Source organism: Streptomyces sp. NTH33, from assembly GCF_003236365.1.
Classification (GTDB): Bacteria; Actinomycetota; Actinomycetes; order Streptomycetales; family Streptomycetaceae; genus Streptomyces.
In genome coordinates this window covers 1-12,968 of the sequence record NZ_POTZ01000172.1, presented here as the reverse complement: position 1 = coordinate 12,968, position 12,968 = coordinate 1, and the positions used below count along the sequence as shown (strand labels likewise).

13 protein-coding genes and 3 pseudogenes are annotated in these 12,968 nt (G+C 71.9%); 13 read left to right on the top strand and 3 right to left on the bottom strand.

Features of this window, described 5'->3' with window-relative positions; translation table 11 throughout:
* From C1I97_RS17960 to C1I97_RS17930, 7 genes are all read left to right on the top strand, one after another.
* Positions 1-1,508: aspartate aminotransferase family protein (locus C1I97_RS17960; protein WP_146608239.1), on the top strand; the 1,508-nt coding region annotated here is incomplete at its 5' end.
* Positions 1,505-1,774 (top strand): acyl carrier protein, encoded by a 270-nt coding sequence (locus tag C1I97_RS17955; RefSeq protein WP_111004228.1) that lies wholly within the window; start codon positions 1,505-1,507, stop codon positions 1,772-1,774. The genes C1I97_RS17960 and C1I97_RS17955, both read left to right, overlap by 4 nt.
* Positions 1,771-3,003 carry a beta-ketoacyl-ACP synthase II gene (gene fabF / locus C1I97_RS17950; protein ID WP_258382618.1) on the top strand — a complete coding sequence of 411 codons (1,233 nt, stop codon included), beginning with the start codon at positions 1,771-1,773 and terminating at the stop codon, positions 3,001-3,003. Before C1I97_RS17955 ends, fabF begins: the two co-directional genes overlap by 4 nt.
* A 284-nt stretch (positions 3,004-3,287) precedes the next feature.
* Positions 3,288-3,485, top strand: coding sequence for a hypothetical protein (locus C1I97_RS17945; RefSeq protein ID WP_111004227.1), 198 nt, complete (start codon positions 3,288-3,290; stop codon positions 3,483-3,485).
* Positions 3,486-3,609: 124 nt separating this feature from the next.
* Positions 3,610-4,719 carry a GNAT family N-acetyltransferase gene (locus tag C1I97_RS17940; RefSeq protein WP_111004226.1) on the top strand — a complete coding sequence of 370 codons (1,110 nt, stop codon included), beginning with the start codon at positions 3,610-3,612 and terminating at the stop codon, positions 4,717-4,719.
* A gap of 10 nt (positions 4,720-4,729) precedes the next feature.
* Entirely contained in the window at positions 4,730-5,254 is a 525-nt protein-coding gene (locus tag C1I97_RS17935) for a truncated hemoglobin (protein ID WP_111004225.1), read from the top strand.
* A complete protein-coding gene (locus C1I97_RS17930) occupies positions 5,251-6,933 on the top strand; it encodes an FAD-dependent monooxygenase (RefSeq protein WP_111004224.1) in 1,683 nt (560 codons plus the stop codon). The genes C1I97_RS17935 and C1I97_RS17930 overlap by 4 nt, the downstream gene beginning before the upstream one ends.
* Positions 6,934-6,989: 56 nt before the next feature.
* Here the strand turns inward: C1I97_RS17930 and C1I97_RS17925 are convergent, their stop codons facing one another.
* Positions 6,990-7,445 carry an SAM-dependent methyltransferase gene (locus tag C1I97_RS17925; protein WP_111004229.1) on the bottom strand — a complete coding sequence of 152 codons (456 nt, stop codon included), beginning with the start codon at positions 7,443-7,445 and terminating at the stop codon, positions 6,990-6,992.
* Positions 7,446-7,536: 91 nt separating this feature from the next.
* Between C1I97_RS17925 and C1I97_RS17920 the strand changes: the two genes are divergently transcribed.
* From C1I97_RS17920 to C1I97_RS39955, 4 genes and pseudogenes are all read left to right on the top strand, one after another.
* A complete protein-coding gene (locus tag C1I97_RS17920; RefSeq protein ID WP_181446778.1) occupies positions 7,537-8,847 on the top strand; it encodes an MFS transporter in 1,311 nt (436 codons plus the stop codon).
* 45 nt (positions 8,848-8,892) lie between these two features.
* Positions 8,893-9,429 (top strand): DUF6879 family protein, encoded by a 537-nt coding sequence (locus C1I97_RS17915; protein WP_111004222.1) that lies wholly within the window; start codon positions 8,893-8,895, stop codon positions 9,427-9,429.
* 28 nt (positions 9,430-9,457) lie between these two features.
* Positions 9,458-10,177: a PIG-L deacetylase family protein gene (locus C1I97_RS17910; protein ID WP_111004221.1), complete on the top strand. Its 720-nt coding sequence runs from the start codon at positions 9,458-9,460 to the stop codon at positions 10,175-10,177.
* 78 nt (positions 10,178-10,255) lie between these two features.
* Positions 10,256-10,771: pseudogene (locus C1I97_RS39955) on the top strand (DNA glycosylase AlkZ-like family protein); the annotation flags it as partial.
* Positions 10,772-10,788: 17 nt separating this feature from the next.
* Here the strand turns inward: C1I97_RS39955 and C1I97_RS17900 are convergent.
* Entirely contained in the window at positions 10,789-12,159 is a 1,371-nt protein-coding gene (locus C1I97_RS17900) for an IS30 family transposase (RefSeq protein WP_111004220.1), read from the bottom strand.
* A gap of 42 nt (positions 12,160-12,201) precedes the next feature.
* Here C1I97_RS17900 and C1I97_RS17895 point away from each other — a divergent pair, with 42 nt between their 5' ends.
* Both C1I97_RS17895 and C1I97_RS17890 read left to right on the top strand, forming a co-directional pair.
* Positions 12,202-12,516, top strand: a complete 315-nt coding sequence (locus C1I97_RS17895) for an integrase core domain-containing protein (RefSeq protein ID WP_181446776.1) — start codon at positions 12,202-12,204, stop codon at positions 12,514-12,516.
* Positions 12,517-12,560: 44 nt separating this feature from the next.
* A pseudogene (locus C1I97_RS17890) lies at positions 12,561-12,809 on the top strand (IS630 family transposase); the annotation flags it as partial.
* 32 nt (positions 12,810-12,841) lie between these two features.
* Here the strand turns inward: C1I97_RS17890 and C1I97_RS41535 are convergent.
* Positions 12,842-12,968, bottom strand: a pseudogene (locus C1I97_RS41535) (IS630 family transposase); the annotation flags it as partial.

Genomic DNA, 12,968 nt, shown 5'->3' with positions numbered 1-12,968 from the left:
GGTCTGCCGCGCCGCCCCCCGCCGTCACCGATGCGACCGACGCCGTCGCCGATGGCGCCGGGGACGTTGTCGCCGCGAGCCGGCGGCGCTTCCGCGACCACGTCAACCCGTCCCTGTCCCGGCTGTTCGCCGCCCACGGAATGGACCGGGTGTTCACCCGGGCGGAGGGCTGTGTGCTCACCACCGCCGACGGCACCGAGTACCTGGACCTCGTCGCCGGCTACGGGGCCGTCAGCCTGGGACACAACCACCCGCGGGTGGTCGGGGGCCTGCGCGCCTTCCTGGAGCGGGGCGCCCCCGTCTTCAACCAGTACATCTCGGTGCCGGTGCAGGCCGGCGAACTGGCCGAACGGCTGAGTGCCCTCTCCCCGGGCCGGCTGGAGCGCGTCTTCTTCAGCAACTCCGGCGCCGAGGCGGTGGAGGCGGCGCTGAAGGTCGCCCGCGCCGGCACCGGCCGCACCCGCCTCGTCCATGCCGACAACAGCTACCACGGCAAGACGATGGGCGCCCTGTCCGTCACCGGGCGCCGGGCGCACGGCCGGGCGTTCGCCCCGCTGCTCGGCGACGTCGTCTCCGTCCCGTACGGCGACGCCGGCGCCCTCGCCCACGTCATCGAGGGAGCCGCCGCGTTCGTCGTCGAACCGGTGCAGGGCGAGGGCGGCGTGGTGCTGCCGCCGCCCGGCTATCTGCTGGAGGCGCAGCGCCTGTGCCGCCGCGCCGGAGCCGCCTTCGTCCTCGACGAGATCCAGACCGGACTGGGCCGCACCGGAACGATGTTCGCCGCCGCGCACGACGGACTCGAACCGGACGTGGTCTGCCTCGCGAAGTCGCTGTCCGGGGGACTGGTCCCGATCGCCGCCACCCTGGTGCGCGCCGGTCTCTGGGACGCCGCGTACGGCAGCACCGACCGTGCCGTGCTCCACTCGTCGACCTTCGGCGGCGGCAACCTCGCCGCCGCCGTGGCCCTCGCGGCGCTGGACGTCGTGGAGGAGGAGAACCTGCCCGAGCGGGCCGGGGTGACCGGCGCACGGCTGCGCGAGGGGCTGCGCGCGGCCTGCGCCCCGTACGGCTTCGTCCGCGAGGTGCGCGGCATCGGCCTGATGAACGCCATCGAGTTCGACGGGGACTTCTCCGGCGCCGCGGGCGCCCTCGCGGACGAACTCCTCACCCGGCTCCCGGGCGATCTGCACGGCCTCGTCGACTGGCTGCCCGACGACGTGCGCACCGCGGTGCGCAGGGCCGGCGAGGCGCTGGAGTCCTCCCTCGGGGACATGCTGTGCCTGCGCTTCGCCGCCCAGCTCGCCCGCGACCACCGGATGCTCACCTTCGTCACGGCCAACAGCAACCGGGTGCTGCGCATCCAGCCCCCGCTCACCCTGACCGCCCGCCAGGCCGACAGCTTCGTGGCCGCGGTGTCCGGCGTCTGCGCGGATCTCGCGCTGCACGCGGACACCGTCATCGCACCCGCCGCACCTCTGCCCGCCCTCGACCGAAGGACGACCCGATGACCACAGGAACCACCCCGGCCGACGCCATCCTCCACCGCGTGAGCGAGCTGCTGGAGGAGAAGCTCGGCCTCCTCCCCGAGGAGATCACCCCGCAGGCCCGGTTCAAGGAGGACCTCGGCCTGGACTCGCTGGACATGGTCGAACTGCTGACGATCATGGAATCGGAGAGCGGACAGCCCGTCGACGACGACGCGATGCCCGGACTCACCACGGTCGGCGACGTGGTCGGCTACCTCGTCGCCCACGGCAACGGAGCACAGCGGTGACCGGCCCGCGGGTGGTCGTCACCGGCGTCGGGCCCGTCACGCCGATCGGCATCGGCCGGCACGATTTCTGGCACGCCCAACTCAAGGGCGTCAGTGGGATCCGCACGATCACCCGCTTCGACGCCACCGGTCTCCCCGTCCGCATCGTCGGCGAGGTCGACCTGCCGCCCGGCCTCGCCCCCGGCCGGCGCGAGGAACTGACCACCGACCGGTCCACCCATCTCGCGCTCGCCGCCACCCGGCTGGCGCTCGACGACGCTGGTCTGGATCTCACCGCCCTGGACCGCGACCGGGTGGGCGTGGTCATCGGCACGGGCGCCGGCGGCGCGAGCAGCTGGGAACGGAACGCCCGCCTGCTCCAGACGGACGGGCCCGGGCGGATCGGCGCCCGCTCGGTCGTGATGTCCATGGCCAACGCGCCCGCGGCGAACGTCGCTATCGCCCACGGCATTACCGGCCCCAGCACCTCTGTGGCCACGGCCTGCGCCTCGGGCGCGGAGGCGCTGATCGTGGCGTCCCAGATGATCGTCTCCGGGGAGGCCGACGTGGTGCTGGCCGGCGGTGCCGAGGCGCCCATCACCGAGCTGATCGTCGCCGGGTTCGCCAGGGTCGGGGCGCTGTCCACCCGCAACGCCGAACCCGGGCGCGCCGGTCGCCCGTTCGACGCCGACCGGGACGGCTTCGTCCTGGGGGAGGGCGCCGCCGTGCTCGTCCTGGAGTCGCAGGACCACGCGCGGTCCAGGGGCGCTGAGGTGCTCGCCGCCCTGGAGGGCTACGGGCGGACGTCCGACGCCCACCACGTGGCCGGCCCCCACCCCGAGGGCGCGGGCGCGGCCCGCGCGATCCGCCGCGCTCTGCGTTCCGCCGGCTGGGCGCCCTCGGACGTCTCCTACGTCAACGCCCATGGCACCGGGACCCGTTACAACGACGACGCCGAGGCCAAGGCCCTGCATGCCGCGCTGGGCGACGCCGCCGCGCACGTCCCGGTGTCGGCGACCAAGTCCATGACCGGGCACGCGCTGGGCGCGGCGGGAGCCGTGGAGGCGGTGGCGAGCGTACTGGCGCTGTGGTACGGGACCGTCCCGCCGACGCTCAACCTCGACTCACCGGATCCGGCCATCGGTCTCGACGTGGTGGGCGCCGAGCCGCGCCCGGCCGAACTGCGGGCCGTGCTCTCCGACTCCTTCGCGTTCGGCGGCCACAATGTGGTGCTCGCCTTCGGCGCCTGACCCCGTCGCATCGCCGTGACCTGCTCTTTCGCGGCCGGATCCGCCTCCGATCCGGACTGCCGGCCGCCGAGCAATCTGAGAGAAGACGGGCCTTTGCCCGCTCTGAAACACTCGGCGGACCGGGGGCCGCAAACAGGCCCCCGCCGGGCCATGGCCAGGAAGGACCGTCTCCTCTGCGAGCGGTACAGCTCCCCGAGTGCCTACGGCTTGCGCCCTCCGGCTCACGGTTGAGGCGGTTACTCCTGGAATGGAACGGACTGCCGCACTCATCGGAAGGACACGACATGCGCGACATGCACGTCACGACGCGTCCGGTCTGGGACCGGCTGGAGGTCTGGGACCGGCTGGAGGTCTGGGACGAGCTCACGGTGTGGGACGAGCTGAAGGTCTGGGACGAGCTCACCGTCTGGGACCTGATCCAGGTCTGGGACGCCCACGAGCAGGGTGACACGACCAAGGTCTGGGACTTGGCTTCCGTCTGATCCCCCCGGCCGAGGGATGAACCGACCCCGTCCGGCCGACCGCAAGCACCGGTGCAGGGCCCGGGGGCCCCGGGCCCTGCACCGGCTCCACGGCGGCCGGGACACGACTGAAGGAACAACCGCCGTGACGCAGATGGACGACCCCTCGGCCCCCGCCGTGCGCCCCGCGCCCGGCACCTTCACCGTGCGCCCCGGCGTACCGGACGACTGGGACGGGCTCCTGGGGCCCGCTTCCCCGGCGACGCTCAGCCGCCGCTGGATCACCCTGGCCGAGGGCCGCGTCCCCGGCGGTGCCCGCACCCTGGCGCTGAACGGCGAACACGGCCCCTCGGTGGCCCTCGTCGGCGGCCTCGTCGACGAACCCACCGGCCATGTGCGCTTCGACCCCTTCCGGGTGCTTTCCGGCGGCAGCGCGGCCGACGGCGTCGCCGAACACGGGCCGCACCCCTGGCGGGGCCGCGCCCCCGAGGACGTCTTCCCGTGCTGCCTGCTGATGTTCCCCAACTACGAGACCGCCCCGGCGGGCCCGGACGCCCACGACCCGGTGGCCGTCGGCCGCTACGTCGACGGACTCGTCGCCTGGGCCCGGGACAACGGCATGCGGTCCGTGGCCGGCCTCTTCCTGCGGCCCGACTTCCCCGCCTTCATGAACGCCCTGCGGGAGCGCGGCTTCGACGTGGTCCCCATGGTCGACCGCTGCGACCTGGACGTCACCTGGCAGGACTTCGACGGCTACCTGGCCACCCTGCCACGCAAGCGCCGGTTCGCCGTCCGCCGGGAGCTGCGTGACATCGGGCTGCGCGGCGTCGTCGTCGGCGAACGCCCCATCCGCGACGAGGAACCCGAACTGGTCCGGCTCCGCCACCAGATCGTCACCAAGTACGGCGGCGTCCCGGACGCGGAGCGGGAGGCCGGCTCGCTGCGCCATCTGCGCGAGCATTTCGGCCCGGAGAACGTCACCGTCGTGGAGGCCCGCCAGGACGGGACGCTGCTCTCGTTCAGCATCCTCGTCCGCGACGGCCGGCAGTGGACCGTCCTGATGAGCGGCACCGACTACGACCGCCCCGATGCCTCCTTCACCTACTTCGCCACGATGTTCTACCGGCCCGTGGAACTCGCCCCCCGACTCGGGATCACGTCGATGGCGTACGGCCTGGGGACGCTTCAGGCGAAAAAGCTCCGCGGATGCACCGTGAACACCCTTTCCGCGGCAGCCCTGCTGCTCGACCGATGAGGAGAAGTCCGTGCCGCAACAACCGGTACCGCGCCACGATGGCAAGGTCCTGCTCGTCGCCGACCAGGGGCTCCAGTCCGGTGAGCACCTAACCCCGCAGCAGGTCGACCGCAAGGTGGAGGACTTCTACGAGGGGATCGGCGGCGAACCGTTCTTCCACGCCCTGGCCACCCGCTTCTACGAACTGGTCGCCGAGGACCCAGTGCTCGTCCCGCTCTTCGTCGTGGACGACTGGGCGGAGCACAGCGCTCGCCTCGCCCGGCACTTCGTCCGCATCTACGGCGCCAACGACCTCACCGCCGCGTGGGACCCGCGGCTGCACCAGGCGCACAGCCACTTCCTGATCGGGCGCGACCACCGGGTCCGCTGGCTGGAGCTCATCGCCCGGGCCGGCCGCGACATCGGCGCACCCGAGCCGCAGTTCGGCGAGTTCCTCACCATCATGAAGGTCGCCAGCGGTGAGATGATGGCGGCCTCACGGGGTGCCGCCCTGGCCCGCGGCGAACGCTTCCACTGGGACGGGACACGGGGATGACCGGCACTCCGCTGCGCCATGTCGCCGTGGTCGGGGCGGGAGCGGCAGGGGCGTTCTTCACCCTGGAGCTGTCGCGCCTGAGACCGGACGTGACCATCGACCTCCACGACCGCGACAGCCGGGGGCCGGGCGCCGGCATCGTGATGTCCACCGAGTTCATGGACCGAATCCGAGGCGGCTTCCCCGACGTCTTCGACCTGCCACCGGACGCCACCGGCACCTGGGACCGCACCCTGACCCGCTTCGGTGAGGAGCGCATCTGGTCCGGCGCCTACGGGACCGTGGGCCTCGGACGGCGGGCCTTCCATGCCCGTACGCGGGCGCTCGCGGAAGCGGGCCCGCGGGTGCGCGCGGTGCGCGGCACCGTCGCCTCGGTGCCCGCCCGGGCCGATGTGGTGGTCGTCGCCGACGGCGCCGGGAGCACACTGCGCCGCTCCCGCGCCGAGGCGTTCGGGACGACCGTCACCGAGGGGCGTACCCACTTCCTGTGGGCCTCCGCGCCGGTGCGCCTCGATCCCCAGTTCGTTCTCAAGGACCTGCGCCCGGGGCTGCTGGTCGTCCACGCGTACCCGCACGGCGCCGACGAGAGCACCTTCATCGTCGAGGCGGACCCCGCCACCCTCGCCGCGCACGGACTGGGCGGCGACAGGACCCTGGCGGAGACCGAGAAGGAACTCGCCGTGATCTTCGCCGACGAGCTGCGCGGAGCACCGCTGCACGCGCAGACGTCGCGCTGGCAGCCGTTCCGCACCGTGGTCAACTCCCGGTGGCACGACGGGCGGTGCGTGCTCGTCGGCGATGCCGCCCACACCGCGCACTTCTCCATCGGGTCCGGGACCAGCCTGGCCGTCGACGACGCCCTCTGCCTCGCTCGCGCCCTCGCCGCCGCCGGTGACGTCCCGGCGGCGCTCGACGCCTACGAGCAGGAGCGCAGGCCCGTGGTCGAGGCCGCGCAGGCGGAGGCGGCGGAGAGCGTCGAGTGGTTCGAGACCCTCTGCCGGCGCGGTCGTGTCGACGGGCACCGCACGGTCTTCGCGCTGCGCAGCCGACGGCAGATGAACACCTGGGCGCGGCTGCGTGAGCGCGACCCGCGGTTCACCGGGCAGACGCTCGCCCGCCTCGCGGGCGGACCGACCGCCGCCGCCCCGACCGAGGTGGCCGCCGTCGTCGGCGCGCTGACCCTCAGCAGCCGGCTCGCGGATGCCGAGGTCTTCGCAGCCGAGACCGGCTCCGCCGCCGGTCCCGGTGGCGGGCGGGGCGTCCTGGTCGTGCGCACCGCGGACGGCGCCGTGCGCTGCCCCCTCGCGGACGCGACCGCCGACCCGGCCGCCTGGCGGGCGGCAGGCGCCCCCGCGGTGGGGCTGATCGTGGACGACGCCGGCGTGGACGAGGGGGGCGCCCTGCCACGGCACGCGGCCGGCCGGGGGTTCGACTTCCTCGCCGTGCCCGCGCAGCCGGGCGCCGGCCGGATCTCCCGCACCCGCCGGGCGGAGGAGCTCACCGCGGCCGGAGTGCTGCCCGTGGTCCTGCTGGCGGACGGCGACCTGCCGCAGGACGAGGCCGACACCCTCGTGGCCGCCGGCCGGGCGGACCTCGTCGCCCGGTGCGTCGGCACGGCCGGGAGGCGGCCCGGTGACACGGCCCCGGAGGACCGGTGGGCCCGGGGAGCGGCCGGATGAGCGGCGCGACCTCGCGCACGGCGCCGGCCCGCGGCCCGCGCGGCCCGGGAGGCGGCTCAGAAGTAGTTGCTCATCAGCTCACGGGACCAGTCCGGCTCACGGACCGCGCCCCGGGCGGCGAACTCGGGGAGATACGGCTTCACGTCGAGCACCGGGCTCCCGTCCAGCGCGTCGAGACCGCGCACGGTCAGGGTCAGCCCGTCCACCACGAGCAACTCGCAGACGGTGACCCCGAGATGGTTCGGCCGGTTCGGCGCCCGCTGCGCCAGGATCCCGACCCGGGGCCAGTCCGGGTTGCCGCGTGGGTGCTGCGTCCCGCGACACACCCGGTCGCTCAGGTGGAAGGTGAAGACGACCTCCACGTGCGAGTAGTCCGACAGCCCGAGGGTCGCCTCCGGCTCCAGCTCCTCGGGGCTCAGCTCGATCCGGCACTCGACGTCCCCCCAGTTGTCCTGCCTGGTCCCCTGACGCGAGCCACGGACGACGCCTATGGGCACGAACACATGCGGCATGGAGTCGCCTTTCGCCGGAAAGGTAATGATTTTTCCCGATCATGCCCGCATCCTGACGCCAGGTCAATCCTCGTACGCACCGGGAGCCACGATGACTGAATCCGCGCAGGGGACCCGGCAGACCCGGCGGTCCTTCCTCTCCGCCCTGCTGCCGGAACCGGGGCCCGGGCGGCTCCTCGTACTGTGCACGGCCGTGGCGAGCCTCGGCAACGGCCTCTACATGGCGGGCGGTGCCGTCTACTTCGCCCGGGTCGTCGGACTGTCCCCGGGGCAGATCGGCATCGGGCTCTCCGTCGCCGGCGTGATGGCGCTCGTCCTCGGCGTCCCGGTCGGCTTCATCGCCGACCGCTTCGGGCCGCGCGGCACGACTGCCGTCCTCGCCCTCTGCAAGGCGGCGATGCTGGTCTTCGCCGTCTTCGTCGACTCCTTCGCCCTGTACCTCGTGATGGCCGCGCTCCTCGGCACCGCGGAGCAGACCGGCCATGTCGCGCGCGGCGCGCTGGTGTCCGGCGTCATGGGACGCGAGGGCCGGGTGAAGCTCTCCGCCTACATGAGGTCGGTCTTCAACGGAGGCTTCGCCCTGGCCTCGCTCGCCGCCGGCTTCGTGATCGCGGTCGACTCGCGCTCCCTGTATCTCGCGCTGTTCTGGGGCAACGCGATCGCCATGGTGCTCGTCGCCGGGCTCTACACGCGTTTGCCCCACGTACCCCCGCAGCCCCGGCAGCCACGCGGCCGCCGCGAGCGGTCGGCCGTTCGCGACGTCCCCTACATCATGGTCGCCCAGGTGTCCGGACTCGCCCGCATCGGCCCGACCGTGCTCGCCCTCGGCGTGCCGCTGTGGCTGGTCACCCACACCGACGCACCGCGCGCGATGGCCGCCTGGCTGATGCTCATCAACACCCTGATGGTCGTCTTCCTCCAGGTCTACGTCGCCCGGGACGCTGACACCGTGGCCGGCGCGAGCCGCCTCCAGAAGTGGACGTTCCTCGTGCTCGCCGTCGCCTGCGCGGTCGCCGCGTTCTCCGGCGACATCCCCGCCTGGGCGGCCGCCGTCACCCTCGCCGTCGCCACCGTGCTCTTCACGCTCGGCGAGATCTGGGGCGAGGCGGCGCGCTGGGGACTGCGCTACGAACTCGCGCCGGAGAACGCGCAGGGCCAGTACGGCGGCGTGTTCGCCACCGGTGACGCCCTCGCCGTGATCGCCGGTCCCGTCCTGGTGACCACCGCGCCGGACCGCCTCGGAGCGGTCGGCTGGCTGCTGCTCGCCCTCCTCTTCATGGGCTCGCTGGCCCTCAGCGGCCCCGTGACGCGCTGGGCGGTCAGGACCCGCGTGCCCGCCGCGGAAGCCGCCGAAGAAAGCAATCTGAAAGGCGTCCCGAGCACGGCGGCGCCGCGACAATGAGCCCCCGGCAGCCGGTTGGGTCCGGCTCGTGCAGAGGAGTCAGCGATGTCCAGTAATCTTCCCGCATTCAAGGAACTGATCGGCCAGGCGAAGCACTCGGCCATCCACCTGGAGATGCGAGACACGTACACACCGAAGGGCCCGGTGTTCGTGGACTGGCAGGCCGGCAAGCCGATCGAGTACGACCGGCACCTCGACTGGGTCGAACTCGTGCAGGAGACCCTGGCCCGGGGCGTCGAATGGCGGCGGCTGCGCATTGTGTCCGAGCCGGTGACGGACTTCATCCAGTACGAGTGGGAGACGACCACCATCGTCAACGTCCCCGCGGGCGAGCAGGTGCGCTGGCTGCCCCGCAGCCGGGTGTCGGACCTGCTGTTCCCCGGCAACGACTTCTGGGTGTTCGACGGCAAGCTGGTCCGCTTCACCGAGTTCCACGGCGACGGCTCGTGGGGCCCGCACACCCTCAACGAGGACCCGGCCATCGCCAAGATGTGCACGGACTCCTTCGAGGCCGCCTGGGCCCGTGGCATCGACCACGCGGACTACACGCCGCAATGGACGCCCGCCGAGACGAACGGCTGATCCTGCGGTGGCCGAGCCTTACGCACCCATGCCCGACGACTGGCAGCGCGCGCTGGCCGTCGTCGCCCACCCCGACGACCTGGAGTACGGCCCCGCGCTGGCCGTCGCGGCCTGGACCGCGGCCGGCCGCGAGGTGGCCTACCTGATGGTGACCCGCGGACAGGCGGGCATGGACACCCTGACGCCCGACGAGGCGGGGCGCATCCGGGAGGAGGAGGAGATCCGGGCCGCCGCACTCGTCGGCGTCAAGGAGATCGAGTTCCTCGATCACCCCGACGGCACCATCGAGTACGGACTGCCGCTGCGCCGGGACATCGCCGCCGCCATCCGCAGGCACCGCCCCGACATCCTGGTCACACTCAACTTCCACGAGCGCTGGCGGGGCGGTGACTGGAACTCCCCGGACCACCGCCACGTCGGGCGGGCGCTCCTGGACGCCGCGAGCGACGCGGGCAACCGTTGGATCTTCCCCGAACTGACCGCTGAGGGCCTCGAACCGTGGAAGGGCGTCCGCTACGTGGCGGTCGGCGGCTCCCCGTTCGCCGGCCACGCGGTCGACGTCACGGGGTTCATGGACCAGGGGGTCGCCGCGCTGGAGGCCCACCGCTCGTACCTCGACTACCTGGACGACCTGGGCCCCGGCCACCCGATGGCCAACGCGCGGGGATTCCTGGAGAAGAAGGTGCGTACCTTCGGCGAGCGGTTCGGCGGCACCCAGGCCATCGCCTTCGAGCTGATCGGCGTCTGACGCCGGCGACGGCACCCGCCGGGAGCGGACCGGGCCTTGCGGACACCCTCTGTCCGCAAGGCCCGGTCCCTTCGTGCCGTGGCCACCCGGGCGAACCCTCCCGTGCTCGGCATCCGTGCCCTCAACCGGACCACTCCGGAACGTCAGCTCCGGCGCGCGCCGCGCTCTCGCACGACCGCCGAGGCGGCGGTGCGGCATCTCGTCGGCTTCCAGGCGCAGAACGTGAAGCCGCCCTGCTTCGTCCTCGCCGCCCGCATCGCGGACTTCGACCCCCAGGAGCTCTCCTCGGCCATGGCCGGCCGGACCGTACCCCGCCCGGTGACCCTGCGGTCCACCGTCCACACCCACACCGCCGACGACTGCCTGACGCTGCGCCCCCTGGTCCAGGCCGCCCGGGACCGCGAACCGCGCCAGTTCCGCACGGGACCCACCGGCGTCGACGAGATGGTGATCTCGCTGGCCGCCAAGGGCCTGACCACTGGTGAGGTCCAGGCCCATCTCGCGGAGGTCTATGGCGCCGAGGTCTCCCGGCAGACCATCTCCACGATCACGGACAAGGTCCTGGACGGCATGGCCGAGTGGCAGAACCGGCCGCGGCAGCGAAGGCGGATTCAACTGGTCGTCGCAACACCGGCGTGCACCGATCGTAGATGATCGTCGAGGGCTTCCGCGGGTGTCTTCCAGCCGAGGGTCTTACGGGGACGGGAGTTGAGGACCGCGGCGATGGCGGACAGTTCGTCGGCGCTCCATCGGGACAGGTCGGTGCCCTTGGGGAAGTACTGGCGCAGTAGCCCGTTGGTGTTCTCGTTCGTGGCCCGTTGCCAGGGAGCGTGCGGGTCTGCGAAGTAGACGGGCAGTCCGGTCTCGACCGTGAGCTGGGCGTGAGCGGCCAGCTCCTTGCCGCGGTCCCAGGTCAGTGACCGGCGGAGCTGGTCAGGCAGGATGGTCATCGTGGTGGCCAGGGCGTCCTTCATGGCCACGGCGCCGTAGCCGCCCAGTGCGAGTCCGTTCTTGGTCGGTGGGACGGTGCCGTAGCCCTCGGCCCGCGGCAGGTGAACGAGCATGGTGTAGCGGGTCGTTCGTTCTACGAGCGTGCCGATCGCCGACCGGTTCAGCCCGATGATCAGGTCTCCTTCCCAGTGGCCGGGCACGGCGCGGTCGGCCGCTTCGGCGGGCCGCTGGCTGATCACCACCTCCTCGGTGACGTGGCCGCCCGGCTTGTTGCGGGACCTGGCCCGTGGGACGCGCAGGGCGCGGCCGGTGCGCAGGCAGGCCACGAGCTCGCGTTTGAGGCCGCCGCGGCTCTCGACGTAGAGGGACTGGTAGATCGCCTCGTGGCTGATGCGCATGGATTCGTCCTCAGGAAAGTCGATCTTCAGGCGGGCCGCGATCTGCTCCGGGCTCCAGGCGTTCGCCCACCGGCGATCCTTGCGGTGCGGCTTGTTGCGCCCCTTCCACTCGGGAACCTGTGGCCCGGGAAGTACCGTGCCGTCCGGGGCTCGGATCACGCCCAGCAGGCGGTCCTGGACATACTCCCGCAGCCGCTCGTTCCCGGCCAGCTTCGCCTCCTTGGGCCGCCGGGCCACCAGGTCGGCCTTCCACTGCGCGACCGAGGCCCGGTACTCGAGCCGGCCACCGCGGGTGGCCGCGTTGCGCCGCAGCTCCCGGGAGATCGTCGAGGGTGCCCGGCCCAGCTGCTGGGCTATCTCCCGTACTCCGGCGCCCTGCACGCGCAACAGGGCGATCTCCTCCCGCTCGGCGAACGAGAGGTAGCGGCCCGAGACGGCAAGATCGATCTGCGGCATCCCGCCAGCATGCCGGAACCACCGGGTGCCCACCGCCGGTGCCGCCCCGACGGCGACGGCTGCATCCTCGCTGGTCAGTCCCTTGGCTATCTCTCGCCAGAACAGTCTCTCGATCTCCCGCCGCGTCGAGGGCCGTCCCGGTGACTTCATGGGCGACCGCCCTGTCAACTCCGTCATCCAACCCGCTGGTCGTCCCACAACACACTCCTCTGATCAGGGGTGTTGCAACGACTGGTTGAACCTGGGAACTACATGTCGGCCGAGTACGCAGGCGTCCTCAGAGAACTCGGGCTGCGCCGGTCGGCCGGCCGCACCGGAATCTGTTTCGACAATGCCATGGCCGAATCTTTCTTCGGCGCCCTGAAGAGCGAACGCGTATCCCGCATGAGTTACCCCACCCGCGAGGCGGCCCGGCGGGACATTACCCGGTACATAGAGTTCTGGTACAATCTCAAACGCCTTCATTCAGCAGTGGGTTATCGCCCTCCGCGTGAAGTGCATGCCGAATTCGAAGATCTGCGACTCGCCGCATGAATTAATCGGTCGAACTCCCTGTCCGAAAAACGCGAGGCCCCTCACACTTCACGCCAACCGGTTCCTCCTGGATCAACCAGGTCGAGCGCTGGTTCGGCCTGCTGACCGACAAACTCATCCGCCGCGGCGTCCACACCTCCGTGAAAGCCCTGGAGAACGACATCAAGGCATGGATCGACACCTGGAACGAGGACCCCCGCCCCTTCACCTGGACGAGGACCGCCGACGAGATCCTGAACTCCCTCGCCGACTACCTCAACAAGATCGCTCCACCCGACACCGATAAACGCTAGGTAATTAGGCTCGCAATTTCTGGCGCAGCACACTAGTGTCCTGAGTCCTTGATTCGGTTCAGATATCCGGCGAGGCGTTCGAAGACCTCGTCAGCGGTCCTCGTCCAGACGAAGGGTCTGGGGTTGTCGTTCCAGTCGGCGATCCAGGTCCGGATGTCC

Bases quoted from the DNA above. Each gene is read 5' to 3' on its own strand.
- C1I97_RS17955 (WP_111004228.1), top strand. From the start codon at position 1,505: ATGACCACAGGAACCACCCCGGCCGACGCCATCCTCCACCGCGTGAGC.
- C1I97_RS17945 (WP_111004227.1), top strand. From the start codon at position 3,288: ATGCGCGACATGCACGTCACGACGCGTCCGGTCTGGGACCGGCTGGAG.
- C1I97_RS17930 (WP_111004224.1), top strand. From the start codon at position 5,251: ATGACCGGCACTCCGCTGCGCCATGTCGCCGTGGTCGGGGCGGGAGCG.
- C1I97_RS17925 (WP_111004229.1), bottom strand. From the start codon at position 7,445: ATGCCGCATGTGTTCGTGCCCATAGGCGTCGTCCGTGGCTCGCGTCAG.
- C1I97_RS17920 (WP_181446778.1), top strand. From the start codon at position 7,537: ATGACTGAATCCGCGCAGGGGACCCGGCAGACCCGGCGGTCCTTCCTC.
- C1I97_RS17915 (WP_111004222.1), top strand. From the start codon at position 8,893: ATGTCCAGTAATCTTCCCGCATTCAAGGAACTGATCGGCCAGGCGAAG.
- C1I97_RS17910 (WP_111004221.1), top strand. From the start codon at position 9,458: ATGCCCGACGACTGGCAGCGCGCGCTGGCCGTCGTCGCCCACCCCGAC.
- C1I97_RS17900 (WP_111004220.1), bottom strand. From the start codon at position 12,159: ATGACGGAGTTGACAGGGCGGTCGCCCATGAAGTCACCGGGACGGCCC.